This window comes from Actinomyces denticolens, assembly GCF_002072185.1.
Lineage (GTDB): Bacteria > Actinomycetota > Actinomycetes > Actinomycetales > Actinomycetaceae > Actinomyces > Actinomyces denticolens.
Genome location: NZ_MVIW01000017.1, coordinates 1 through 25,456 on the forward strand (window position 1 = coordinate 1; position 25,456 = coordinate 25,456).

The 25,456-nt window shown below is 73.2% G+C and carries 18 protein-coding genes and 1 pseudogene; 2 read left to right on the forward strand and 17 right to left on the reverse strand.

What is annotated here, in order from left to right; all coding sequences use genetic code 11:
* Positions 1-1,417, reverse strand: a pseudogene (locus B1H55_RS06315) (hypothetical protein); the annotation flags it as partial.
* 639 nt (positions 1,418-2,056) lie between these two features.
* Between B1H55_RS06315 and B1H55_RS06320 the strand changes: the two are divergent.
* Positions 2,057-4,567, forward strand: coding sequence for a DEAD/DEAH box helicase (locus B1H55_RS06320; protein ID WP_073454241.1), 2,511 nt, complete (start codon positions 2,057-2,059; stop codon positions 4,565-4,567).
* A 126-nt stretch (positions 4,568-4,693) separates the two neighbouring features.
* Here the strand turns inward: B1H55_RS06320 and B1H55_RS06325 are convergent, their stop codons facing one another.
* The 6 genes from B1H55_RS06325 to B1H55_RS06350 all read right to left on the reverse strand — a co-directional run bounded on the left by B1H55_RS06325 (position 4,694) and on the right by B1H55_RS06350 (position 11,832).
* Positions 4,694-6,373, reverse strand: coding sequence for a GTPase (locus B1H55_RS06325; protein ID WP_080461642.1), 1,680 nt, complete (start codon positions 6,371-6,373; stop codon positions 4,694-4,696).
* Positions 6,370-8,178, reverse strand: a complete 1,809-nt coding sequence (locus tag B1H55_RS06330) for a dynamin family protein (RefSeq protein WP_080461643.1) — start codon at positions 8,176-8,178, stop codon at positions 6,370-6,372. Before B1H55_RS06330 ends, B1H55_RS06325 begins: the two co-directional genes overlap by 4 nt.
* Before the next feature lie 8 nt (positions 8,179-8,186).
* Positions 8,187-9,590 (reverse strand): histidine--tRNA ligase, encoded by a 1,404-nt coding sequence (hisS, locus tag B1H55_RS06335; RefSeq protein WP_077241050.1) that lies wholly within the window; start codon positions 9,588-9,590, stop codon positions 8,187-8,189.
* 34 nt (positions 9,591-9,624) lie between these two features.
* Positions 9,625-10,452 (reverse strand): MBL fold metallo-hydrolase, encoded by an 828-nt coding sequence (locus B1H55_RS06340; RefSeq protein WP_073454238.1) that lies wholly within the window; start codon positions 10,450-10,452, stop codon positions 9,625-9,627.
* Between the two features lie 114 nt (positions 10,453-10,566).
* The gene (locus B1H55_RS06345; RefSeq protein ID WP_077241049.1) at positions 10,567-11,232 is read right to left on the reverse strand and encodes an RES family NAD+ phosphorylase; all 666 of its coding nucleotides are present in this window, start codon (positions 11,230-11,232) and stop codon (positions 10,567-10,569) included.
* Positions 11,233-11,253: 21 nt separating this feature from the next.
* On the reverse strand, positions 11,254-11,832 hold the full coding sequence (locus B1H55_RS06350; protein WP_073454234.1) for a hypothetical protein: 579 nt from the start codon (positions 11,830-11,832) through the stop codon (positions 11,254-11,256).
* Positions 11,833-12,228: 396 nt separating this feature from the next.
* Here B1H55_RS06350 and B1H55_RS06355 point away from each other — a divergent pair, with 396 nt between their 5' ends.
* Positions 12,229-13,797 (forward strand): DUF349 domain-containing protein, encoded by a 1,569-nt coding sequence (locus B1H55_RS06355; protein WP_077241048.1) that lies wholly within the window; start codon positions 12,229-12,231, stop codon positions 13,795-13,797.
* Between the two features lie 770 nt (positions 13,798-14,567).
* Here the strand turns inward: B1H55_RS06355 and B1H55_RS06365 are convergent.
* The 10 genes from B1H55_RS06365 to B1H55_RS06410 form a co-directional block, all read right to left on the reverse strand.
* Positions 14,568-16,937: a RelA/SpoT family protein gene (locus tag B1H55_RS06365; protein ID WP_077241047.1), complete on the reverse strand. Its 2,370-nt coding sequence runs from the start codon at positions 16,935-16,937 to the stop codon at positions 14,568-14,570.
* Between the two features lie 125 nt (positions 16,938-17,062).
* Positions 17,063-17,608 carry an adenine phosphoribosyltransferase gene (locus B1H55_RS06370; RefSeq protein WP_073454225.1) on the reverse strand — a complete coding sequence of 182 codons (546 nt, stop codon included), beginning with the start codon at positions 17,606-17,608 and terminating at the stop codon, positions 17,063-17,065.
* Positions 17,605-18,708 carry a protein translocase subunit SecF gene (secF, locus tag B1H55_RS06375; RefSeq protein ID WP_077241046.1) on the reverse strand — a complete coding sequence of 368 codons (1,104 nt, stop codon included), beginning with the start codon at positions 18,706-18,708 and terminating at the stop codon, positions 17,605-17,607. The genes B1H55_RS06370 and secF overlap by 4 nt, the downstream gene beginning before the upstream one ends.
* The gene (secD, locus tag B1H55_RS06380; protein ID WP_077241045.1) at positions 18,705-20,675 is read right to left on the reverse strand and encodes a protein translocase subunit SecD; all 1,971 of its coding nucleotides are present in this window, start codon (positions 20,673-20,675) and stop codon (positions 18,705-18,707) included. The genes secF and secD overlap by 4 nt, the downstream gene beginning before the upstream one ends.
* Positions 20,676-20,777: 102 nt before the next feature.
* Entirely contained in the window at positions 20,778-21,137 is a 360-nt protein-coding gene (locus B1H55_RS06385) for a preprotein translocase subunit YajC (protein WP_073454218.1), read from the reverse strand.
* Positions 21,138-21,389: 252 nt separating this feature from the next.
* Positions 21,390-22,409 (reverse strand): Holliday junction branch migration DNA helicase RuvB, encoded by a 1,020-nt coding sequence (gene ruvB / locus B1H55_RS06390; protein ID WP_077241148.1) that lies wholly within the window; start codon positions 22,407-22,409, stop codon positions 21,390-21,392.
* 4 nt (positions 22,410-22,413) lie between these two features.
* Entirely contained in the window at positions 22,414-23,049 is a 636-nt protein-coding gene (ruvA, locus tag B1H55_RS06395) for a Holliday junction branch migration protein RuvA (RefSeq protein ID WP_080461644.1), read from the reverse strand.
* Positions 23,050-23,113: 64 nt separating this feature from the next.
* Positions 23,114-23,716: a crossover junction endodeoxyribonuclease RuvC gene (locus B1H55_RS06400; RefSeq protein WP_073454269.1), complete on the reverse strand. Its 603-nt coding sequence runs from the start codon at positions 23,714-23,716 to the stop codon at positions 23,114-23,116.
* 80 nt (positions 23,717-23,796) lie between these two features.
* Positions 23,797-24,561 (reverse strand): YebC/PmpR family DNA-binding transcriptional regulator, encoded by a 765-nt coding sequence (locus B1H55_RS06405; RefSeq protein ID WP_073454214.1) that lies wholly within the window; start codon positions 24,559-24,561, stop codon positions 23,797-23,799.
* A gap of 196 nt (positions 24,562-24,757) precedes the next feature.
* Positions 24,758-25,438: an NUDIX hydrolase gene (locus B1H55_RS06410; RefSeq protein WP_073454212.1), complete on the reverse strand. Its 681-nt coding sequence runs from the start codon at positions 25,436-25,438 to the stop codon at positions 24,758-24,760.
* Between the last annotated feature and the right edge of the window lie 18 nt (positions 25,439-25,456).

Consider the following 25,456-nt stretch of genomic DNA (forward strand, 5'->3'; position numbering starts at 1 on the left):
CGGCGCTCGGGGCGGGGGCCGTGGGCTCAGCGCTCGGGGCGGGGGCCGTGGGCTCAGCGCTCGGCACTGGGGGCACGGGCTGCGTGGTCGGGGCCGTGCTCGGCTCCGCCGTGGGGGCGGGCTCGGGGTCGGCGCTCGGCGCCGGGGCAGTGGGCCCGGCGCTCGGGGCGGGGGCGCTCGGCCGCGTCGTGGGCGTCGGCGCATTGGTCGGCTGAGGAGCGGGCTTGACCCCCGGGACGAAGGAGAACAGCCTCGTCTCGACCCGGCCGCCATCGGGTGAGGAGACCCGCAGGCGGAACCTCCCGTTGTCCACAAGATCCTTCGTGGTCAGATCGAAGAGGGACTCGGCGTCGATCATGGTGGAGAACACGCCGTTCTCCATCTTCACCGGGATCGTGGCCGTGCGGTTGATCGCGCCCCCCGCCCCGTACAGGGTCACCGTCATGTTGACGGTGCCATTGAGGGCGTTGCCCTTGGCGTCGGCCCAGTTCGAGCCCTTGAAGGCGAGCGCCGTCGTGCCGAGCGGGCCCTCGTCGCCGAGCTTGACCTCGGGTTTCCCGGTGATGGCCTTGGGGGACGCCGTGGCGCTCGGGCTGGCCGTCGGGGAGGGGGCGGCACTCGCGCTGGGAGAGGCGGAAGGAGCGGCGGAGGGCGATGCCTCGGGGGCCCCGTTGGCCGTGGCGGATGGGGATGCCGTCGGCGAGACGGAGGGCGTCGCGGTGGCGGACGCGCTCGGGGCGGCCGACGGGGAGGAAGTCGGCTCAACGGACGCCGACGGCGACGGCGAGGCGAAGGCGCTCGGGGAGGGCGCCGCGCTCGGAGCCGCGGAGGGAGACGTGGGTGCGGGCGTCGGGGGCTCGCTCGGGGCCGACGTCGTGGCCTCGGGAGCGGGTGTCCGATCGGGGAGGATCTCGACTCGCGGCGCCTCCGTGGGGCTCGGGACCGGCTTCAGACTCGGCGCCGCCGTGCCGCGGGGGAGGATGTTGATCTGCGGCGCCCCCATGGGGGCCGGGGCCGGATCCGCCGGCTCGATGAGCACCTCCGGTGCGACGGGCTCCACCTCGGCATCGGGATCGGCCGCAGCCTCCGCAACCTCCACGGGCTCCGCAGCCTCTGCGACCCCCGCAGGCCCCGCCGGGCCATCGGCGAACTCCTCAGCGGCACCCCCGGGATGATCGACGATCTCGTCGACGGGGCGGGTGACCCGGGGGATGGAGGCCTCAGCGCCATCCGCGGCGGCAGGGACCGCCTCGGAGGTCTGAGCGGTCTTCGGACTGAGCTCATCGGCTCCGGCGGTCGGGCTCACGGCGATGGAGCCGAGGCCGAGGCCCGCGGTGAGGACGATGCCCAGCGCCGCGGGTAGAACCATCGCGGCGCGGGGGGGCTCGAGGCCCGGACGGCACAGGGATCGGGACATCTCGGCGGGTGCGCTTCCTGTCTCAGGCGGGACCGCCGTCTCCGACGGGCCCGGGAACGTCAAGACCGCTCGGGGCTGCGGTCATGTGGATACAACCACATACTATCGTCCGCACCGCACCAGTCGCATGATCCTGCGGCATATCGAGTCCCAAACGAGGGCCAATCGTCAGCGAATCGTCATCGACCAGCCATTTCGCCCGCCGAGTGGTCCGCACATACTCGCAGGTGAGGCTCGGCGCAACCGGACTTAAGGCCCACTCTTGAGACCTATATCACTTGTGACCTGCTGCGGCGCGTCTCAGAGCGCCTCCCCGCCTCATCTAGGCTGTGTCCAGGAGCGATCCGCGTCCTGAGAACCCCGTTCGGGGCTCCCGCACTCCTCCCCAAGCATTCCCGGGTGTTCCCGGGCTCGGCCGCGTCGCGGCGATCGACCCCACCGGGGGCCGGCAGCGCTATGGGGAGCGGCGCGAGTGAGTGTTCCCGTGAGTCTGTGCGTCAAGCCCTCAGCGCATCCGTGCCTTCGGGCGGCGGGCGCCGGCGGGCGAGTGTGGTGGGCCAGGTGCGGCAAGAGCGGAGGCCGATCGGCACTCCCCCACACTCCGCGAGGGCCGCATGGCCAGAACCCGGGAAGAACTCAATGACTACTCAGAACCCGTCCGCCTCCGATGAGCGCGAGCCGCTCGGCCTCGACGCACTCTTCAGCGCCACCGGGGAGGGGATCGCCTCGCCGGCCGCGGCGATGACCAGCGCCACCGGCACGGCCGTCTCAGCCGACTCCTCCGCCTCCGCGCCCTCCTTCGACACCCCCGCCTCCTCCGACACCCCCGAGGACCCCGAGGATGTCGAGCACGAGGACGAGGAGGACGACGTCGACCGCGCCCGGCCCGAGTCCGACCCCGAGGACGACGCGCCCGACGAGGCCGAGCACGCGGATGACGGTGCCGACATCGATGAGGAGGAGGTCGACGGTCACGCGCCATTCGAGCCCTCCGGCGATGACGATGACGAGCCCGAGGACGCCGCCCGCGCCGGTGGCGACGCGCGGGCCGAGGTGACCTTCGCCGACCTCGGGCTGCCCGCCGACCTGCTCAAAGCGGTCACCGACATGGGTTACAAGACCCCCACCCCCATCCAGCGCGAGGCCATCCCGGTCCTCCTGGACGGGCGCGACGTCGTCGGCGTGGCCCAGACCGGCACGGGCAAGACCGCAGCGTTCGGCCTGCCGCTCCTCGACGCCGTCGACGCCCGTGGCGGCCAGGTCCAGGCCCTCGTGCTGGCCCCCACCCGGGAGCTCGCCCTCCAGTCGGCCGACGCGATCACGGACATGGCGTCGCGCTCGCGCGGCCTCGACGTCGTCGCCGTCTACGGAGGCGCCCCCTACGGCCCCCAGATCGGCGCCCTCAAGTCCGGCGCGCAGGTCGTCGTCGGCACGCCCGGCCGCATCATCGATCTCATCGACAAGGGCGCGCTCGTCCTGGACGCGGTGAAGTACTTCGTGCTCGACGAGGCCGATGAGATGCTGCGCATGGGCTTCGCCGAGGATGTGGAGACCATCGCCGCCTCCCTGCCCTCCGAGCGCCGTACCGCGCTGTTCTCCGCCACCATGCCGCCCGCCATCGAGCGGGTGGCGGCCGAGCACCTCGTCGACCCCGCGCGCATCGAGGTCTCCCGCCAGTCCTCCACCGTCGACACCGTCCACCAGACCTACGCGGTGGTCCCCTTCCGCCACAAGATCGGCGCGGTCTCCCGCGTCCTGGCGGTCACCGAGGCGGAGGCCGCCATCGTCTTCGTGCGCACCAAGTCCACCGCTGAGGACGTCGCCATCGAGCTGGCCGGGCGGGGCATCCAGGCCGCCGCGATCTCCGGCGACGTCCCCCAGCGCGAGCGCGAGCGGCTCGTCGAGCGACTGCGCGCCGGCACCCTCGACGTCCTCGTGGCCACCGATGTGGCGGCCCGCGGCCTGGACGTGGACCGCATCGGGCTCGTCGTCAACTTCGACGTTCCCCGCGAGGCAGAGGCCTACGTCCACCGCATCGGACGCACCGGCCGCGCCGGCCGCCACGGCGAGGCCGTCACCTTCCTCACCCCCAAGGAGAAGAGCAAGCTCCGGCAGATCGAGCGCCTGACCGGCACGCGTCTGGAGGAGATCACCCTGCCCTCCCCCGCCGACGTCTCCGCGCACCGCGCCCGCAAGCTCCTGGCCAGGGCCGCCGCCCGCCACGAGCGCGGACGCCTGGGCATGTACACCCCGCTCATCGCCGACACCACCGCCGAGCTCGATATCGACGCCGAGGAGCTCGCGGCCACGCTGCTCGCCCTCGCGGTGGGGGATGAGGGACCGCAGCGCCGTCACGACGACGAGCGTCCCCGCCGCGGCCGTGAGCGCCGCGAGGTGAGTGTCGACGACGAGGGGGCGTTCGTCTCGGCCAGCTTCGAGGGCGGCCGCGAGGGCCGCCGTCGCGAGCGCCCCGAGGGCAAGCCCGGCGCCGCGCGCGGCGGGCGCCGGGAGCACGAGGGCCCCGGCACCGTCTACCGGGTCGAGGTCGGCCACCGCGACCGGGTCATGCCCGGGGCGATCGTGGGGGCCCTGGCCAACGAGGGAGGCATCTCCGGCTCTGACATCGGCAAGATCGACATCCTGCAGTCCTTCTCCCTCGTTACCATCCACGCGCCGTTGAGCGAGGACCAGCTCGAGGCCATGCGGCACGCGACCTTCTCCGGGCGCGAGCTGCGCATCCGCCCCGACGAGGGCCCGGGCCACGGCTGGTCCGGCCCCAATGACCGCGGCCGACGCGGGGAGCGGGACGACCGCGGCTTCCGCGGCGGCCGGGGGGAGCACGGCGATCGTGGCGGGCGCCGCTGGGAGGACCGCGGTGATCGCGGCTACCGCGGCCGCGATGAGCGCGGGGACCGCGACGGCGGCTACCGCGGTCGCTACGATGACCGCCGCGGCGGGTACCGGGACGATCGCGGTGGCCGTCGATGGGAGGACCGCAGCGGTCGTGACTCGGGCTTCCGGGACGACCGCGGCTACCGCTCCGGGCGCGACGACCGCGGGGGCAACCGCTTCGGGGGCAACCGCGGCGGCGGCTACCGCGGGAACCGGGACAACCGCGGTTCCTGGGGCTCGCGGCGCGATGACTCCTGAGCGCCCGCGCTCAGAGTGATAAGGCGTGATCGCCCCCGGCCGGTGCTCCGGCCGGGGGCGATCCGCGTCCCGGCCCCCGGGGTTGGAGAGCCCCGGCATGCGCGGGTCAGCGCTGGTCGAGACCGGTCAGCGCTCGCGCCGACTGAGGTCTGCGGCTATCGCGCCCAGTTCGTCCCAGCGCTCGCGCTCGGCGCGCAGGGGCTCGATGAGCCGTGAGGCGACGACGGCGTCCGTCGCCTCGCGCAGCCGCTTCCCGGCCCTCGCCGCGCGCCGCTTGGCGCCCGCCCGCACGACTGCCTCGCCGATGATCCCCAGCAGGGCGCCGAGCGCCAGGCCCGCCGCCAGTAGGACGACCGGCCAGGGGATGAGGCCCCAGCGCGGCGGGTCGACGGTGATGAGCAGCAGGTCCCGCATGCCCCGCAGGGCGACCAGCCAGGCGCCCCCGGCGACCGCCGCGGCCAGGGCGAGCCACTGGAGGACGGAGGCGGCCGACCACCAGCGAGGGGCGCGCATCCCCAGGTCAGCACGGGCGATGGCTGCGTCGAGCTCACGGCCGATCACCTCGGCGCGCTCATCCATGCGCTGGAGCATGGCGTCCCGGGCCGCCCCCGGCAGGTGGGCACTGGCGTCCGCGGCGAGGCGGTGCGCCTCGGTGCGCAGGAGCCCCGCGGCCACGGGGCTCGGCTCGGGCAGGGAGGTTCGCGCGACGGCGTCGACGACCATGGGGTCCTCCCCCGTCCCGGTCGAGCCGGAGGGGGAGGCGGCCCGCAGGTGGAGCGCGCGCAGTGGGTCCGTCCGGAAGCGGCGGATCCACCGCACAGGCGGCCACCCCACCCGCAGCGCCCCTCGGTGGATCGTGGCCGCGCGAACGGCGCTGGCGACGACCTCGGCGCCAGCGGCGCGGGAGGCCGCCTCGGCGAGGCGCCGACCGTCGATCGGCACCCCGGCCCCACCGCCCCCGACGCGCTCGCGCAACCGGGCGGCCGCCCGGCGCGCATCGGCCCGCAGCCGGATGGCCGAGGCTGTACGCGCCCGGGCGATGCGCTCCAGGGCGCCTCCCAGTGCGTCGATCCCCTCACCGGTGCGGGCGGAGACCAGGAGCGGATCGAGGCCGGCCAGGCCCTCACGGGCCAGGAGGCGGCGCAGGTCGGCGCTCACCTGCTCGCGTGAGGCGGCATCGAGGCGGTCGGCCTGGTTGAGGACCACGAGGGTGACCTCCGCATGGGCGGCCATGGGTGCGATGAAGTCCTTGTGGAGGACGGCGTCGGCGTACTTCTCGGGATCGAGCACCCACACGAGGGCGTCGACCTGGGCGGCCATGCGCTCGGCGATGAGCCTGTGCTCGGGTGCGTCGGAGTCGACGTCGGGCAGGTCGAGGATGATCGCATCGGCGGGGATCGCCCCTGCCCGCGGCGCGACTACGCGCTCATCGACGCCGAGCCAGTCCAGCAGCGCGGAGGCCTCGTCATCGGCGCGCCCGCCCGGCAGGACGGCGAGGGGGCGGGTGGTGGTGGGCCTGGTGACGGCGGTCCGGGCGATGGGCTCCCCGGCGAGCGCGTTGAGGAGGGAGGACTTGCCCGAACCGGTCGCTCCGGCCAGGGCGATGACGGTGCTCCCCGGTGCCAGTGAGGCCCGCGCTCCCGCGCGCGCGACGATCTCGCGGGTCTCGTCGAGCTCCTCTCCGAGGCCGAGGCCGTCGCCGAGCTCGATGATCCTCCCGAGCACCCCGAGTGCCTCCGCGAGGCTCCGGGCCGCGGGGCTCTCACGCGCGGGGCGCCTGGCGGGCTCGGACACGGCCCCGCTCATGAGCGGTCCTCTCCGGTGACGCCGCCGGCGGTCTCGAGAGCGGAGGCGGCGGCGCGCGCGGCCCGCCTCAGCTCGGAACCCGTGGGTGAGGGCCGGCGCAGGGCGGAGGCCAGGAGCGAGGCCCGCTCGTCGAGGAGCGCCCGGACCCGGGCCGCCAGGTCGGTGCGCGCGCGCTCGGCCATGGCGCGCATGGCCTGGTCGCCGAAGACCGCCTCGAGGAGCCGCTGGGCGACGAGGGCGGTGCCCCCGGCGATGCCGACCTCTCCCCCGGTCAGGCCCCCGGTGTGGGCGAAGACGACGATCATGAGGGCCACCCCGACCCCGTTGACGCCGAGCGAGATGAGCCGGGCGGTCAGGCGCTTGTCGGCGCCCTCGGCCCGCACGAGGCTGAGGAGCTCTCCCTGCCACTCGTGGACGAGGACGGTGGCCCGATCGGTAAGGGCCTCCTGGCCGGGGAGGAGCTCGCGAACGGTGTCCAGGGCGGGAGCCGCGGTGCCGGCGCGCTGCCAGGCCCGCTCGGTGGCGATCGAGGCGCGCTGGGCCTCGGCGACGATGAGGGTGGCCAGGGAGGACTCGATGGCGTCCTCGACGCGCCGGGCGGGGCCGGGCCGGCCCCGCAGGGCGGCGCTGAGGCGATCGCGGAGGCGCCCGACCTGGCTCTCGAGTCCCTTGAGCATCCCGGAGGCGCCGACGTACTCCTGCCAGCGGGCCAGGACCTCGCCGCGCAGCATGGATCCGTCGGCGCAGGCGGCGTTGATCCGCTGGGCGGCCTCGGCGTGGGCGGTGATGGCCGCCTCGGCGAGCTCGTGGCGCTCCTGGGTCTGGGCGTCGAGCTCGCCGGCCAGCAGCTCGATCTGCGCCAGGACGCTGCCCAGGGCCCCGGCGAGCGTCCGTCGGGCGACGTCGCGGCGGGCCTCGGCGTCGGCGGCCAGGGTGGTGAGCCAGTCCCGCAGGGGGGCGATGAGCGGGACGGGCAGGAGGCCCTCGGCGTCCAGAGGAGTCTCGGGGATGGTGATGACGGGGGACGTGGAGAGTCCGGCGGAGGCGAGGCGGCGCCGCAGGTCGGCCTCGACGGCGGCAGCGGCGCCGTCGGGGACGCGGTCGAGGACGACGGCGACGACGATGTCCCGCTCGGCGGCGGCCCGCAGATGCTGCCAGGGGACGGCGTCGGCGTAGCGGGCCGCCGTGGTGACGAAGACCCACAGGTCGGCGGAGGCGAGGAGGGTGGCGGCGAGCTCGCGGTTCTCGTCGACGACGGAGTCGACGTCGGGGGCGTCCAGGAGCGCGAGTCCCGGGGGCAGCTCGCGGCAGGAGCGGACCTCCAGCTCCCTCCAGGAGGCGGGGGCGTCGCCGTCTGCGGGGGTGATCGGCACGCTGGCGGGGGCGTCCTCGGGCACGCGCAGGCGGGCCAGGGAGCCCAGGACGCGATCATCGGCGAACCAGGCCTCGTCTGCGGGGGCGTGGAGGAGCATGGGGCGGCGCGTGGTCGGGCGGATGGCTGAGGCCGCGGCGACGCGCCTGCGGATGAGGGAGGACACGAGGGTGGATTTCCCGGCACCCGTCGAGCCGCCGACCACGGCGAGCAGTGGGGCGTCGATGCTGGCGAGGCGGGGAAGGATGTAATCGCCGAGTTGGTCGGCGACCCGGGCCGCGCGCTCGGCCGCCCGCTCGGCGCCGGGCAGCGCGTAGGGCAGGTCGATCGAGCCCAGCCTCGCCCTCAGCCCTCCCAGCGCGGCGGTGGCGGCGGGTGCTCCTGGATCGCTGGAGGGGGTGGATTCTCCGGGCGGCGTGCGGGCGGGGGCCATGACGTGCCTCAGGCCCGGCCGCCGGGGGCGATGAGGCGGGGGGCGAGGTCCGCCTCTGGGCACTGCCAGGTGGAGGCGTCGGCGGTGACCTGTTCCCCTGAGCGGATGTCCTTGACGGAGTCGCCCTCCCCGGGGGCGCCGGGGAACCAGACGTAGGGGATGCCGCGCTTGTCGGCGAAGCGGATCTGCTTGCCGAACTTGGCGGCGTTGGGGGCGACGTCGGCTGGGATCCCGCGCTTGCGCAGGAGGTCGGCGACGGCGTCGGAGTCGGCGCGGTGGGCCTCGTCGGTGACGGCCACGAGCACGGCGGTGGGCACGGCACGGGTGACCTCGATGAGGCCCGCGCCGATGACGCGGGCGAGGAGGCGGGACACGCCGATCGAGATGCCCACCCCTGGGAAGGTGCGCTTGCCGTTGGAGGCCAGGGAGTCGTAGCGCCCGCCGGAGCACACCGAGCCGAGGTCCTCGTGACCGGTCATGAAGGACTCGTAGACGGTGCCGGTGTAGTAGTCGAGGCCGCGGGCGATCTTGAGGTCGGCGACGATCGCGCCGGGCCTGCGCAGGTTGGCGGTATCGAGGAGGCCGGCGAGCTCGGCCAGGCCCTCGAGGAGCATCTCGGAGGGGGCTGCCTCGCCCAGGGCGGTGCGCACGGCGGCGTCGATGGCCCTGGGGCTGGTCCCGGTGATGGTGGCGAGGTCGAGGGCGCGGTCGGCCTGGTCGGCGCTCAGCCCGACCGCCTCGGTGAGCTCGGCGGCGACGGCGTCGCGGCCGATCTTGTCGAGCTTGTCGACGATGCGCAGCACCTCGATGAGCTCATCGTCGCCCACGCCGATGGACTGGTAGAACCCCTGGGCGACCTTCCTGTTGGACACGTGGATCGTCACCGGCGGGATGGGCAGCGCGGCCAGGGCCTCGTGCATGATGAGCGGGATCTCGACGTCGTTGTGCAGTGGGAGGGCGCCGTCGCCGACGATGTCGATGTCGGCCTGGATGAACTCCCGGAAACGGCCGTCCTGGGGGCGCTCGCCGCGCCACACCTTCTGGATCTGGTAGCGCTTGAAGGGGAAGGTGAGGGTGCCCGCGTTGTCGAGGACGTAGCGGGCGAAGGGGACGGTGAGGTCGAAGTGGAGGCCGAGGCGCTTGGCGGGGTCGGCCTCCTCGGAGTCGGCGGGGTCGGCCTGGAGGCGGCTGAGGAGGTAGACCTCCTTGGAGGTCTCGCCCTTGCGGGCGAGCTCGGCCAGGGGCTCGACGGCGCGGGTCTCGATGCCGGAGAAGCCGTGCAGCTCGAAGGTGGTGCGCAGGGCGTCCAGGAAGGACTGCTCGACGATGCGGCCCGCGGGGAGCCACTCGGGGAATCCGGACAGGGATGATTGCGCCTGACGCGCCTGGACGCTCGATGCCATGGCGGGCATTGTGTCACGGCCCGCTCGCCGGGTGGGGGGCGTGTCAGGCGTTGCGATCGCCACCACGGATCCTGGCCTCGGCGAGATAGGGGTTGCCGTGGTGCTCGTGCTCCATGGTGGTCACCGCCCCGTGCCCGGGCAGGAGGATGGTCTGGGGGGAGACGGCGCTGGCCAGGAGGCGAAGGGTCGCCCAGGTCTGGACCTGGTCGCCGCCGGGCAGGTCGGCGCGGCCCACCGAGCCCTTGAAGATGACGTCGCCGGCCAGCGCCATGAGGTAGTCGTGCTCCTCATCGGCGTGGCTGGGGTCGTCGTCGATGACCTCGGCCTCGGTGAGGAGGTAGTTGTCCGCCAGTCGGGAGTTGAAGAAGAAGAGCGTGGAGCCTTCGGTGTGGCCGGGGGCGGGGATGGCCTGGAGGGCGAGGCCGGGGATGACCTCGAAGGCGGCGCCGAAGCCCTCATCGGGGAAGGCGCGGATGTCGGCGGGCCGGACCCAGGGCGTTCCCGCCATGTCGGCGAAGGTCATGCCGTGAGCGGTGATGCCGGTCATGGCGTCGGGGTCGTCGAGGCGGTGGAGGTCGGGCTGCGGGACGTAGACGGGAACGGAGGCGGCCGGGGCGAGAGGGTCGGCGATGGAGAGGACCCCCTCGTCGCGGGCGGCCTCGATCAGGGCAGCGGCGTCCCACACGTGGTCGGCGTGCCCGTGAGTGAGGAGGATCGCGCCGAGGGTGAGGCGGTTGGAGCGGAGCAGGGCCATCGCACCCCGCACGGATCCCGCTCCCGGGTCGACGACGAGGGCCGGGGCCCCGGGGGCGGGGGCGAGCACGTAGCAGTTGGCGGCGAAGACGGGTGCGATCGTGCGCTCGAGGATCATGCGCCCAGGCTAATGCCACTCCGTGGGGCCCGCGCGTCCGACCGCCCGGGCGGTGGGGCGATGGCTCGGCCGATCATCGCACCGGGACCGGTAACGCGGCCGATCACTCAGTGCCTACGCCGTCGGCCAGGCGAACTCCCAGCCGAGAGAGGCGCTGATGTCCGACAGCGCCGCCATCATGACGGGCGCTGCGAGAAGGGCGCTGGCCCGGGGCCCCTCGGGCAGGGCGGAGGCGGCCCGCTCGAAGAGCACCACCATGGGGCGACCCGTCATCGTGGATTCCGCCCACAGCCCATCCACCGGGCCCTGGCCGTCGGCGGGCTCGGCCCGCGCGATCTCCCGGGCCCAGGCCCGGCAGGTGTCCCGGGGAGCCGCCATGAGGGAATGACTGGCCCCGTTGCGCAGCAGCCAGGGCGAGTCCTCGGCGAGGAGCGCCAGGAGCCGCAGCGGACGGACGGGGGCGAAGGTGGTCGCGGCGATGCCCGCCCCCATGGGATCGACCCGGCGCTGGGTCTGGAAGACCTCGGCCACAGCCGTGCGCAGATCCGTGGCGGTGTAGAGCACGCCGTGCCCGGGGTGCTCCCCGACGCTCCCGGGATGGGGGTCCCAGCGCATGGTGGTCAGGGGGCCGTAGGAGCGGAAGTCGTTCCAGGCCGACGGGTGCTCGCCCGCCGTGCGGTGGATGCGCCACAGCAGCCCCTGATGGAGGCGGATGTCCTCCGGCGTGATCACCAGGGGGCGCGGCGGGCGACTGGGGTTCTTCGGGGCGTCGAGGGGCATGGGCGCGCGATGTCGAGGCGCTCAGGCGGCGCGGGCGGCGGCGTCGAGGAGCGCGACGACGGGCTCGGCGTCGCCTCCGAGCAGGAGGTGGTCCACGGGGCTGTGGCCGCCCAGGGACTCGTCCGACGAGGTCATGATGGTGGCGACGTCGATTCCCGCCAGGTCCCCCGGCAGCCTCGAGACGACCTCCCCCAGGTGGGGCAGCGCCCGCCCAGCGGCGAACTGCCAGCGCCAGTAGCGCTTGCGCCCGCCCACCACCGTGGAGGCCAGAGGGGTGGAGGCGGCGCGGTGGGACAGCCTGGAAGGGCTGATGCCCAGCTCCTGCGCGGCCTGCGCGGCCGAGAGCGTGAGCTCGAGGGTCCGGCTCACGACCATCTCGGCATGGCCCGCGGCCAATCGCGCGGAGCGCCCCCCGGCCACGACCCGCAGGCGGGCGGGGTCGCTCAGGCCGCCGTGCTCCACGAGGTCGGCCAGCATCGTCTCTCCTACCGCCATGGCCCTGGGTGAGCGGCGGAGCATCTCCCGCAGTTGACGGGCGTAAGCCTCCTCATCGAAATCGAGGCCCTGCTCGGCGTAGACATCCGCGATGGTGAGAGTCATCCGGCACCTCCATTCCCCACCGGTCCGCGACACCCGCGGTTCTCTGCGGTCCCTCGGATTGCGCAACTAATTCTACACAGTTGCGCCCAGATGCGCCATAGGTCCTCCCGCGCCCGACCCGCCTCCGGATCATGCCCGATGGCTTGCAGCAGATCAGGAGCATGCTATCGATCGGGATCGAGGCCTGGAGCGGCGCGGCAGTCGCGCTCGGGGGATCCTGCCGCCCTCATCCGCGATCCAGGGCGGTCAGGGCTCGGACTTCGGGGATGTTGCGGGTAGGCTCGGCTTGCTGGCGCCTCCCGGGCCAGCGCACCACCACCCGGCCGCTGAGGCCGGGCGCGAACGGAACAGGGATCAGGATCCTCCCTCGCCCCGTCAACCACGAAGGAGCACAACGTGACTGAGCAGACGCAGCCCTCCCCCGAGCTGGAGCCCACCGCCACGTCCGAGTCGGAGCAGGCCTCCGCCACCACCGAGACCACGAGCGCCGCGGCGCAGACCGGCCCCGCGGTCGCCGAGACCATCGAGCCCGCCGACAGCGCCGGCACTGAGAGCACTGAGGCGCCGTCAGAGTCGACGCCGTCCCAGGCCCCCGAGGAGCCCGCCCAGGCCCCTGAGCCACTCGCTGAGAAGACGGAGGAGCCCGAGGGCGCGGAAGAGCCCGCGACGGCGGACCGGCCCTCGCCCGCAGTGGCGAATGAGGCGCCGATCGACCCCGAGGAGGCCATGGACGCCGCCAAGTGGGGCCGTGTCGACGGCGAGGGCAGGGTCTACGTCCAGGACGGCGGCGTCGAGCGCGAGGTCGGCCAGTTCCCGGATGCCCCGATCGCCGAGGCCATGGCCTTCTACGTGCGGCGCTACCTCGACCTCAAGGCGACGATCGACCTCTTCGCCACGCGCCTGCCGCAGCTCTCCATCCACGACATCGATACGACGATCGCCTCGATCGAGGCCTCGCTCGTCGAGCCTGCCGCCGTCGGGGATCTCGATGGGCTGCGCGCCCGTTTCTCCGCCCTGCGCGGGGTCGCCGCGGAGCGCCGCGAAGCCGTCGCCGCCGAGCGCGCCGCCGCCAAGGAGCAGGCCCTCAAGGACCGCACCGCCATCGTCGAGCGCGCCGAGGAGATCAGTGGGCAGGACCCGGCGCGCACCCAATGGAAGAACTCCGGCGCCGAGCTGCGCGCCCTCCTGGAGAAGTGGAAGGAGGCCCAGCGTCGCGGGCCGCGCCTGGACCGCCCCACCGAGGACGCCCTGTGGAAGCGCTTCAGCCACGCCCGCACCGCCTTCGACCGCCACCGCCGCCAGTTCTTCTCCGAGCTCGACGCCAAGCAGTCGCAGGTCAAGGCCGCCAAGGAAGCCCTCATCAAGCGGGCCGAGGAGCTCTCGGGCTCCACGGACTGGGCGGGCACCTCCGCCAAGTACCGCGGGCTCATGGACGAGTGGAAGAAGGCCGGCCGCGCCTCGCGCAAGGAGGACGACGCCCTGTGGGCGCGCTTCCGCGCCGCCCAGCAGGTCTTCTTCGACGCCCGCAAGGCGAAGGACGAAGCCGTGGACGCCGAGTTCGCGGAGAACCTCAAGACCAAGGAGGCCCTCGTGGCCAGGGCTGAGGCCCTCCTGCCGATCAAGGACATCAAGGCCGCCAAGAAGGCCCTGCGCCCCATCCAGGACGCCTGGGAGGAGGCGGGGCGCGTGCCGCGCTCGGCCGTGCGCCGGATCGAGGGGCGCATGCGCGCCGTCGAGGACGCGATCCGCGAGGCGGAGAACGCCGAATGGCGCCGGACCGACCCGGAGACCAAGGCCCGCGCCGAGGGCCTGGCCGGCCAGCTGCAGGACTCGATCGCCGAGCTCGAGAAGGACCTCGCCGCCGCCCAGGCCGCGGGGGACGCCAAGAAGGTCGCGGAGGCCGAGGCGGCGCTCACCGCCCGCCGCGCCTGGCTCGACCAGGTCCTGCGCTCGGCCCAGGCCTGATCCGGACGCGCGACGCCCCAGCAACCGGATGATGCCCGGCACCTCGATCGGTGCCGGGCATCATCCGTCCCGCCCGGCCGCCATCCGTGCGAGGCCCACGGCCCCGGTTATCCACAGATCCTCCGAGTCCTCTTCCGCGGCGCCCCGCGCGGGCCCAGCATGGTCCTATGGCCAGGCATCCTCACGTCCCCGCCCGCGCGGCTCTCGCATGGCTGCGCCCCCGACCCATCGAACCGGCCCTCGGCGCCCTCCCGCCGCAGGACATGCGGGTGCTGCGCTGCCACGGGCTCGATGACGAGCTGCTCACCCCGCTCCTGGGCGGCCACTACCCCAGTGACCTGCTCGACTCTCCCCCACTGCGCGCCCGGGCTCTGGCTCCTCATGTCCCGCGGGGCAACCTGGTCTGCGGCCCCAGCGCGCTCTGGGTGCACACGGGGCTCGGGCCGCCCGAGATCCTGTCCGTAGCGGGCGCCGAGAGGCCCGGCGGGTGGCGGGGCCTCGACTCCCACCGCATGTCGCTGCCCTCCGAGGACCGGGTGATCCTGGCGGGCGTGGAGTGCGCCACCCTGGAGCGCGCCGCCGTCGATGTGGCGAGGACCGCGCCGCCGACCCGGGCGGTCGAGGCGATCCTGGCGGCCTACGACGCCGGGGCGACCCGCCGCGGACTGCTCCTGGCCCTGGGGCACTGCCGCGGCGGGGCGGCGCGCGGCCGCCCCCGCGCCCAACGGCTCATCCTGAGCATCGAGGGCGCGTTCCCGGAGCGCGCCGGCCTACTGCGGCGCGGAGGCGTCCCGCCGACCGCCCGCCGCGGCTCGAGCGCCGTGGTTCCGAGTGCCCGAGGTGGTGCGGCGGGCCTCGTAGACGCCGTCGATCCGGCGCAGGGAGGCGAGTGTGTGGTCGAGGTGGCTCGCCGCGGCGAGCTCGACTACGAAGCGCCCTGTGACCACGCGGTCCCTGGATGTGGAGATCGTCGCTGAGATCATGTTGACGTGGTTGTCCGCCAGGACGCGGGTGACATCGGCCAGGAGGCCGCCGCGATCGAGGGCCTCGACCTCCAGCTGCACCAGGTAGACCGAGTGGGCGTGCTCGGCCCAGGAGACGGGCAGCATCCGCTCGGGCTCGCGCTGGAGCTGGGCGACGTTCTGACAGTCCGCCCGGTGCACGGAGAGCCCGGAGCCCCGGGTGATGAAGCCGACGATCGGGTCCCCCGGCATGGGCGTGCAGCAACGGGCGAGCTTGACGTAGACGTCGTCGGCGTCCATGCCCTCGACAACGACCCCCGAGTCCCCGCTGCGACGGTGGCCGGCGGAGGTGGAGGCCCGCGTGGGCAGGACGCCCTCGGCGAGGGTCTCCTCGGTGCCGGCCTCGCCGCCCATGGCGGTCACCAGGGTTTCCACGACGTGCTGGGCGGAGATGTGCCCCTCCCCGACCGCGGCGTAGAGCCCGTCGATATCGACCTTGTCGAGGCTCTTGGCGACATCCGTGAGGGAGTCGTGGCTCATGAGGCGCTGAATCGGGAGGTCCTTCTTGCGCATCGCCCGAGCGATCGCGGACTTGCCCTCCTCAATGGCCTCCTCGCGGCGCTCCTTGGAGAACCAGGCGCGGATCTTGTTGCGGGCCCGCGTGGAGCCCACGAAGCTGAGCCAGTCCCGCGACGGGCCGGCATTGGCCGCCTTGGAGGTGAACACCTCGACGGTGTCGCCGTTCTCCAGGCGGGTGTCCAGGGGCACGAGACGCCCGTTGACCCGGGCGCCGACGGTGCGGTGCCCGACCTCCGTGTGGACGGCGTAGGCGAAGTCGACGGCCGTGGAGCCGCTGGGCAGGGACAGGACGTCCCCCTTGGGCGTGAAGACGTAGACCTGTGAGCCGGCCATCTCGAAGCGCAGGGAATCGAGGAACTCGGCGGGGTCCTGGGTCTCCTTCTGCCAGTCGACGAGCTGGCGCAGCCAGCCCATCTCGCCGCCGTCCTCGACGCCCGCCCCGCCCGGGGCGGGCCCGCTGGCGTTGGGGTCCTCCTTGTACTTCCAGTGCGCGGCGACGCCGTACTCCGCCATGCGGTGCATCTCCGCGGTGCGGATCTGGATCTCGACGGGCTTGCCCCCGGGCCCGAGCACCGTGGTGTGCAGGGACTGGTAGAGGTTGAACTTGGGGACGGCGATGTAATCCTTGAAGCGCCCGCTCATCGGGGTCCAACGGGAGTGGAGGGCGCCGAGGACCGCGTAGCAGTCCCGCACCGAGTCCACGATGACGCGCAGGGCGACGAGGTCGTAGATGTCGTCGAAGTCCTTCCCCCGCACGATCATCTTCTGGTAGATCGAGTAGAAGTGCTTCGGTCGGCCGGTGACGGTCCCCTTGATCTTGTTGACCCGCAGATCCTCCTCGATCCGCAGGCGGACCTGGCGCAGGTACTCCTCACGCGCAGGGGCCCTCTCCGCGACCATGCGCTCGATCTCGTCGTAGACGCCGGGGTAGAGGGCTTTGAAAGAGCGGTCCTCGAGCTCCCATTTGATGGTGTTCATCCCGAGCCGGTGGGCCAGGGGCGCGTAGATCTCGAGCGTCTCCTTGGCCTTGCGGGCGGCGCTCTCGGCGGAGACGTACTTCCAGGTGCGGGCGTTGTGGAGGCGGTCGCCCAGCTTGATCAGCAGCACGCGGATATCGCGGGACATCGCGATGATCATCTTGCGCACCGTCTCGGCCTGCGCCGCCTCGCCGTACTGGAGCTTGTCGAGCTTGGTGACGCCGTCGACGAGCAGGGCGATCTCATCGCCGAAGTCCGCGCGCAGCTTGTCCAGGGTGTAGTCGGTGTCCTCCACCGTGTCGTGCAGGAGAGCGGCGGCGAGGGTCTGGGGCGTCATGCCGAGCTCGGCGAGGATGGTCGCCACGGCCACGGGATGGGTGATGTAGGGCTCCCCCGACTTGCGCATCTGGCCCTTATGGGCCTTCTCGGCGACCTCGTAGGCGCGCACGATGAGACCGGTGTCCGCCTTGGGGTGGTTGGCACGCAGTGCCCGCAGGAGCGGGTCGATGGCGGGCGGCGTCGAATGCCCCCGGGAGCCGAACCAGGCGAGGCGGCTGCGGACGCGGGAGCCGGGCACGATCGCGTCGTGCCCCGCGTCCGTGGCGCCCTTGGTCTCGGTCATTGCAGCATCATAGCCGCGCGGGGAGCCACGCATCGGACATCCGATGCCTTGAGGCCCGTTCGAGAGCCCGGGCCGGCCCCGCCCGGCCGCTCCCAGCACCGAGCAGTGGAGCTGGGAGCCGGGCGTCAGTAGACGACGACGGCGTCGACGTCCCGCCCGCCCAGGTGGGCCCTGCCGCCCAGGTCGGCGAGCTCCAGGAGCATGCAGATCGCCTCGACACCGCCCCCGGCGCGCTCGACGAGCTCGATGGAGGCGGCGGCGGTCCCGCCAGTGGCCAGGACGTCGTCGATGATGAGGATCCTGTCCCCCTCCCGCACGGTCTCGGGGCGCAGCTCCATGCGGGCCGTGCCGTACTCCAGGGCGTAGTCGACGCCGATGACGGGCCCGGGGAGCTTGCCCCCCTTGCGCACGGTGAGCATCCCGATGCCCAGCCTCACGGCCAGGGGCGCGGCGAGGATGAAGCCGCGCGACTCCAGGCCGGCGACGGCGTCGATCCGCCCCCGGTAGTGCTCGGCGAGGCCGTCGATGAGCTCGGCGAAGGCCGGGCCGTTGGCCAGCAGCGGAGTGATGTCCCGGAAGAGGACCCCGGGCTCGGGGAAGTCGGGGATCTCCCGGAGGTTGTCGGCCACGAGCCGGGTGAGCGCGGCGGGCAGGGATGGGGGAACGCTCATGGGCGCTTCTTCCTCCTCTTGGGCTGGGCGGCCTGTCCGAGGTGGTGGCCGGGGGTGAGGGGCGAGGCCTTGGGGGCGGCCAGGATCGCCTCGACGGCGCCCTCGTCGTCGCCGGCGGCCTCGATGCGGCTCCTGCGGGCCCGCTCGACGCGCTCGGCCTGCTCGCGCACGCCCTTCTCCCGGCGCCGCAGGTCGACCAGGAGCGGCGTGGCCAGGAAGATCGAGGAGAGCGTGCCGCCGATCATGCCGATGAAGAGGGTGAGGGCGATGTCGCGCAGCGTGCCGGCGCCCAGGATGAAGGCGCCGACGAACAGCAGCGAGGCCACGGGCAGCACGCCGACGATCGAGGTGTTGACGGAGCGGACGAACGTCTGGTTGACCGCGAGGTTGGCCAGCTCGGCGTAGGTGGAGCGGGTCTGCGCGGTGAAGGAGGCGGTGTTCTCGCGGATCTTGTCGAAGACGACCACCGTGTCGTAGAGGGAGTATCCCAGGATCGTGAGCACACCGATGATCGTGGCGGGAGTGACCTCGAATCCCGTCAGGGCGTAGATGCCGACGGTGATGATGATGTCGTGGGCCAGGGCGAGCAGGGCCGCGACCGCCATCTTCCACGTGCGGAAGTAGATCCAGATGAGGCCGCCGACGAGCAGGAAGAACAGCAGGAGGCCCCGGATGGCCTTGTTCGTGACGTCGGAGGACCAGGTCGGGCCGATGGTCGTCGAGGAGACGCTGCCCGCGTCGACCCCGTAGGCATCGGCCAGGCCGCTGGACAGGGCGTCGAGATCCGCCTTGTCCAGCGCGGTGGTCTGTACGCGCACCGAGGAGGAGCCGAGCTTGGTGACCGTCGAGCCCGCGGAGCGGCCCTGGTCGGACAGGACGGTGTTGGCCGGGCCCTCGGCAGGCGCGGTCAGACCGGTGATGGTCACTTCCGAGCCGCCCTTGAAGTCGATGCCGGGGTTGAGCCCCACGGTGCCGAGCAGCGCCGCGGAGGCGATGACGATGATCGCGGCGATCGTGTACCAGATGCGCCGCTTGGCGATGAAGGGGATCGAGGTCTTGCCGGAGTAGAGCTCGTTTCCGAGAGTGGCGAGGTTCTTCACTTCGACTCACCGTCCTTCCCATCGTGGGCCTGGGAGTCGACGGCGTCGTCCCCCTCGATCGCGGCACGGCCGTCGGCGGCCCCGCCGGACCCACCGCGCCGGGCGAGGGCCTTGCGCCGGGCCAGGGAGCCGGCGGCGCCCTCGATGAGCGCGTCGCGGCCCTTGCCGTAGGTGGCGAGCGAGCGGGCTCCGAGGTGCTCGGGGTCGAGGCCGGAGAGCCGGTGCCCCTCGCCGAAGAAGCGGAAGCGCAGGATCCACACCATGAGCGGGTGGGTGAAGCCGAAGATGACGGCGAGGTCGACGACGGTGGTCACGCCGAGGGTGAAGGCGAAGCCCTGCACGCCGCCGACCGCCAGGACGTAGAGGACCACCGAGGCGACGAGGTTGACGGCGTCGGAGACGACGATGGTCTGGCGCGCGTGCTTCCAGCCCTCGTCGACGGCGGCGATGAGGGTGCGGCCGTTGCGGACCTCATCGCGGACCCGCTCGAAGTAGATGATGAAGGAGTCCATCGTGATGCCGATGGAGATGATGAGCCCGGCCACGCCGGCCAGCGACAGGCGGTAGCCGATGAACCAGCTCAGCAGCGCGATGACGAGGTAGGTGCCCACCGCCGCGATGATGAGGGAGGCCACGGCGACGAGGGAGAGGCCCCGGTACTGCCAGGCGAGGTAGACGATGATGAGGAGGAATCCGATGAACCCGGCGATGAGGCCGTTGCGCAGCTGCTCGGTTCCCAGGGTCGCCGAGATCTGCTGCTCGGACTGGACGGTGAAGTTGATGGGCAGCGCACCGAAGGAGAGCTGGTTGGCCAGCGTGTTGGACTGGGCCCGGGCCTCCCCTCCCTGGCCGATGTCGATGCGCACGCGGCCATCGGTGATCGGCGAGGTGACGGAGTCGCGGAAGCCGGAGGACATGATCGTCAGGCCGTCCAGGACGATGGCGAACCGGGCCTTCTGGGAATCGGTGGTGCTGGTCGGCGCACCGTTGGCGCCTGCGGGGCGCTGCGCGGCCCTGGCGGCGTCGCGGTAGGCCAGGAGGCGCTCGGAGACCGCGGCGAACTGGTCCGTTCCCGTGGAGTTGAACTCGACGGATACGCCCCAGTTGTTGGTGGTCCCCCCGTGCTCGGTGGTCTCGGTGCCGGAGACGGCGGTGGCGATGTCGGTGCCGGCGATGTCGGCGGGGCCGAGGATGTATGCGGTGCCGTTGCCCTGCTTGTCGCAGGAGATGACGGCCTTGGAGGGGTCCTGGGCCTCGCCGGTGAGGTTCTCCGGGGCGGTGCAGTCGAGCATGGTGGCGTCGTAGATCATCTTCTCGGTGATCCACGCGTCCGAGGAGTTGTCATCGCTGGTGGCCGGCAGCGGATCCTCGCTGATGGTGCCGTCGCCGTTGACGTCGGCGGCCTGGGTGGCCACCTGCTCGGGCGTGGTCGTCGGGATGGTGGGCGAGGCGGACGGGTCGGCGCTCGGGGCGGACGCGGCGTCGGTGGCGGCCGCGTCCGTCGGCGCCGCCGGGGCGGCCTGATTCTGCTGGGCGGCCAGCTGGTTCCGCTGCTCGGCGATCTGCGTGGCGTTGCCCTGGATGATGCGAATGACGGGTCGGAAGTAGAGGACCGCCGCCTTGCGCACGAGGTCGAGGGTCGCCTCGCTCGGGGTCCCGGGCAGTGCCACGACGATGTTCTGCCCGCCCTGGCGGGAGATCTGCGCCTCGGCCACGCCGGAGGCGTCGACGCGCTGGCGGATGACCTCGATCGCCTGGTTGACGTCCTCGTCGGAGATCTCCGAGCCGTCGGTCGTCGTCGGGGTGAGGATGATCTGAGTGCCGCCCTCGAGATCGAGGGCGAGGCCCGGGGTCATGGTGGTGCGCTTGGTCGCCGAGCCGAAGGCGAGGGCGCCGAAGCCGACGGCGAGGATGAGCAGCAGGAGGAGGATCCTGGCTCCGGGGCGCTTGGTCTTCTTGGTGGGCACGGGGTCCCTTTCATCAGGTAGCCGCCTGGGCGGCAGGATGCGTGGGGTGAGGGAGGCGCCCGGTGGGCCCTGGGGAGTGGGCGGCGCCGGGCGTTGTCGGGCTCAGGACTCGGTGGCCTCCGAGTCGGCGGCGCCCTGCTCGGCGATGACCTCGGCCGCGTCGCCGGCGGTGGCATCGTCCTCGCCGGCGGAGGCGAACGGGGGCTCCTCGGCGCAGACGATGGCTTTCTTGTTCCACAGGGACTCGTCGCCCAGCTGGGTGGCGAGCACGACGACGTCGCCGTCGACATCGACCACCTGACCGTAGAAGCCGCCGGTGGTGCGCACCCAGGTGCCCGCCACGAGGGCCTCCTCGCGGCGCCGGTCCTGCTCGGCGAGCATCTTCTGCTGCTGGCGGCGGGCGAAGCCGCTGAACAGCCACATGATGATGAGGAACGCGGCGAGCATGATCATGATGGACATAGGGACTCCAGTTCCGAGAGTGATCCGCAGCTCCTGCGGCGACGACGCCCCGACGTGGGGCAAACCGCACCGAGTCTAGGTCACCGCCGGGGGCGACGGGGAGGCAGAAACCCCGACTGCGCTGTGACACGCGCCCCGTTCGGGCCGGGGCGGCTCGGGCCGAGACCCGCGCGTGATCGCCCCGTGGCCCGACTGTGCTCTTCCTCCCGGGACGGACCGCCCGGCAGGGGGCCGGTGGAGACCGCGGGGCGCTCAGACGAACAGGGCGCCCTCGGCGGGGGGCTCTAGGCCGAGATGCGCGTAGGCGGCGGGAGTCGCGGCGCGGCCCCGGGGCGTGCGCACCACGAGGCCTTCGCGGACGAGGTAGGGCTCGGCCACGGTCTCGACCGTCTCCGGCTCCTCCCCCACGCTCACCGCGAGCGTCGTCAGGCCCACCGGGCCGCCGCCGAATCGGGAGCACAGGGCCTCCAGAACCTGCCGGTCGAGGCGATCCAGGCCCAGGGCGTCGACCTCGAAGACCTCCAGCGCGGCCCGGGCGGCCCGAAGGTCGAGACGCCCGGGCGTCCCGTGGACCTGGGCCCAGTCCTGGACGCGCCGCAGGAGCCGGTTGGCGATGCGGGGCGTGCCCCGGGAGCGGCCGGCCAGCTCGGAGGCGGCCTCGGGCTCCAGGCCCACGCCGAGCAAGCCGGCGGAGCGCTTGAGGATCCGCGCCAGATCCCCCGGCGCGTAGTAGTCGAGATGGCCGGTGAAGCCGAAGCGATCGCGCAGCGGCGCGGGGAGGAGTCCCGCCCGGGTGGTGGCGCCGACGACGGTGAACGGCGGCAGGGCCAGGGGAATGGAGGTGGCGCCCGGGCCCTTGCCGACGACGACGTCGACCCGGTAGTCCTCCATCGCCAGGTAGAGCATCTCCTCGGCGGTGCGGGCCAGGCGGTGGATCTCGTCGATGAAGAGGACATCGCCCTCCTCCAGGGAGGACAGGATCGCCGCGAGGTCCCCCGCGTGCTGGATGGCGGGGCCGGAGGTCAGCCGCAGCGATCCTCCGACCTCGGCTGCGATGATCATGGCGAGCGTCGTCTTGCCCAGACCGGGCGGGCCCGACAGGAGCACGTGATCCGGGGCCGCGCCGCGGGCGAGGGCCGCGCGCAGCACCACGGAGAGCTGGCCGCGCACGACCTCCTGGCCGGTGAAGTCCTCCAGGCGCTTGGGGCGCAGGGCCGCCTCGGCGGCGCGCTCGGCCTCATCGGCCTCGCCGCTCACGAAGCGGCCGGGCATGCCCTCAGCCACGGCGGCCACCGCCCAGCCACCTCAGGGCCGCGCGCAGGATCTCGGGGACGGCCGGGGCCTGTCCCGCGCCCGCGAGGCCGGGCTCGACGGCGAGGACGGCCTCGCGGGCGCTCGTCTCGTTCCAGCCGAGCTGGATGAGCGCTGCGACGACATCCGGATGGGGCTCGCCGCCCTCGGCGGCGGTCCCGCCCCGCGCGGCGTCCTCCGCCGGGGGATCCTGACCGAGAGGGGGCCCGAGCTTGTCGCCGACGTCGATGATGACCCTCTGCGCGCCCTTGGGGCCCAGGCCGGGGACTCGTTTGAGGGCGGCGATGTCCTCGGCGGCGATGGCGCGGCGCAGGGCGTCGGGCGTGTGGACGGCGAGCATGGCCAGGGCGAGCTTGGCGCCCACGCCCTTGGCCCCGAGCAGGACGCGGAAGCAGTCGCGCTCGTCGGCGTCGGCGAATCCGTAGAGGGTCAGGGAGTCCTCGCGCACGATGAGCTCGGTGTGCAGGAGGGCCTCGGCGCCCACGCGCAATGAGGACAGGGTGGTGGGGGTGGCGAGGACGGCCATGCCCACCCCCCCGGTCTCGATCACCGCCGAGGTCAGCGAGACCGCGGCGACGGTGCCGCGCAGCGAGGCGATCATAGGCGTGACTCCCTTCGAACAATTGTTCGGATAGTAGCAGGGCCGCGCGGCGCGGGCCCCGCGCTCATCTGGCGTGGCGGGGATCGACGGCGCCGGTGCGGCGGGCCGCGGCCTGGGCGGCCGCCCACTGGCGCTGGGCGGGTGTCCGGGCGCTGGCGCGCACCGCTCCCCCGGCGGAGACCATCTCGGTGGCGCCGTCCGCGCCCGTGCCCCCGCCGCGCCAGCCGTGGCAGATGGCCTGGGCGAGGGCGTCGGCGGCGTCGGCGGGCCTAGGGGGCTCGGACAGCCCGAGGATGCGCGCCACCATGGCCTGGACCTGCGCCTTGCCCGCCACCCCCGACCCGGTGACGGCCGCCTTGGCCTCGCTCGGCGTGTGCTGGGCGACCTCGATCCCGGCGCGGGCTCCGGCGAGCATGACCACGCCCATGACCTGGGCGACGCCGATGACGGAGCGCAGGTTGTCCTGGGCGAAGACCCTCTCGACGCTCAGCGCACTGGGCCCCAGCCGCGCGATCCAGTCATCGAGGGCCTCGGCGATGGCCAGGATCCGCAGCTCGGGGCTCTGAGCGGGCGGGGTGCGCACCACGCCGACCTCGACGAGCCGGACGCGGCGGCGCGCATCGATGTCCACGCAGCCGAGCCCGCAGCGCGTGAGCCCGGGGTCGATGCCCAGGACGCGCTGCTGGGCGACGACGGCGCGGCCGGAGGCGCGCCGTCGCGCGCCCGGGGAGGCGCCGGCCGTGGCGCTCAGTCCTCGTCCGCCTCGAGCTCGGCGGCGACCTCGGCGGAGATGTCCACCGAGGTGTAGACGTTCTGGACGTCGTCGAGGTCCTCGAGGGCGTCGACGAGGCGCAGGACCTTGCGGGCGCCGTCGGCATCGACCTCGATCCTCGTGCCCGCGACGAACTGCGACTCGGCGGAGTCGTAGTCCATCCCGGCCCCGGTGACGGCCGTGCGCACGGCGATGAGGTCCTGGGGCTCGGAGATGACCTCGAAGGAGTCGGTGCCCTCGATGACCTCCTCGGCCCCGGCGTCGAGCACGGCCATGAGGATCGTGTCCTCGTCGATGCCGTCGGCCTTGGCGATCTCGACGACGCCCTTGCGGGTGAAGTTGTAGGCCACCGAGCCGGGGTCCGCCAGCGAACCGCCGGTGCGGGTGAAGGCGACGCGCACATCGGAGGCGGCCCGGTTGCGGTTGTCGGTGAGGCACTCGACGAGGAAAGCGACACCGGCGGGGCCGTAGCCCTCGTACATGATGGTCTGCCAGTCGGCGCCGCCGGCCTCCTCGCCGCTGCCGCGCTTGACGGCGCGGGTGATGTTGTCGGCGGGGACGGAGTTCTTCTTGGCCTTCTGGATGGCGTCGAAGAGGGTTGGGTTGCCGGCGGGATCACCGCCACCGGTGCGGGCGGCGACCTCGATGTTCTTGATGAGGCGTGCGAACAGCTTGCCGCGCTTGGCGTCGATGGCGGCCTTCTTGTGCTTCGTGGTGGCCCACTTGGAGTGACCCGACATGTGTTCTCCTCGGCAGTAGCGGACGGGCTCGGCGTCCGGGCTCGATGTCTCTGACGTGCCGCGAGCGGGCGCGGCGAACCGGGCACATCCTAGCGCGGGCGCGGGACCGGATCCGGATGCGCCCGCCGTGGGCGGGCGGGCCGACAGGTGACGGGCCCGGGACGGCCGTCGTCCCCCACCGCCCATCACCGTCGGATCACCGCTCCTCGTCGCCCGCCGCCGACTCGCCGATGGATCGGACGACGCCGTCCCATCCCTCCATGAGCCGCCGGGCCAGTCCGGGCAGGGCCTCGGGGTAGACGGTCATGCCGTTGCCGGCGGCGGCGTCGAGCTCGTCCAGGCCCCACCAGCGCAGGGAGTCGAGGACTTCGCGCTCCTGGTCGGTCCACCCGGCGCGGTCGAGCTCGCCGCGGGGCCCCTCGAGGGCGGCGGTGTCGTCGCGCTCCAGGCGGGCGAGGTACATCACCTCGTCCTGGCGGCAGGTGACGAGGTTGAAGTGGAAGAGGCTGGTGCGCTCGACGACGGGCCCGATGAGCCGATCGGCCGCCAGGCGGATGCCGGTCTCCTCCCGGAGCTCGCGGATGGCGGCCTCGCGGGGCCCCTCGCCGTCGGCGATGCCGCCGCCGGGCGTGAAGGCCCAGGCGTGGGCGGGGTCGGCGAAGTCATGGCCCAGTACGAGGAGGATCCCCGGCTCGGGGTCGTCGCGCAGGGCGATGACGCGGGCGGCGCGCCGGAAGGGCAGGCCCTCGGGTCCCAGGCGCCACTCGTCGGCGTCGAGCAGATCCCGCCAGTCGGCGGGCACCCGGGCGGGGTCTCGCCCATCGGGGGCGAGGCCCGCCGCTCGACGCCGCGGCGCCCGCGGGGCCGACGGGATCATGCGGGCCCCTCCGCGACG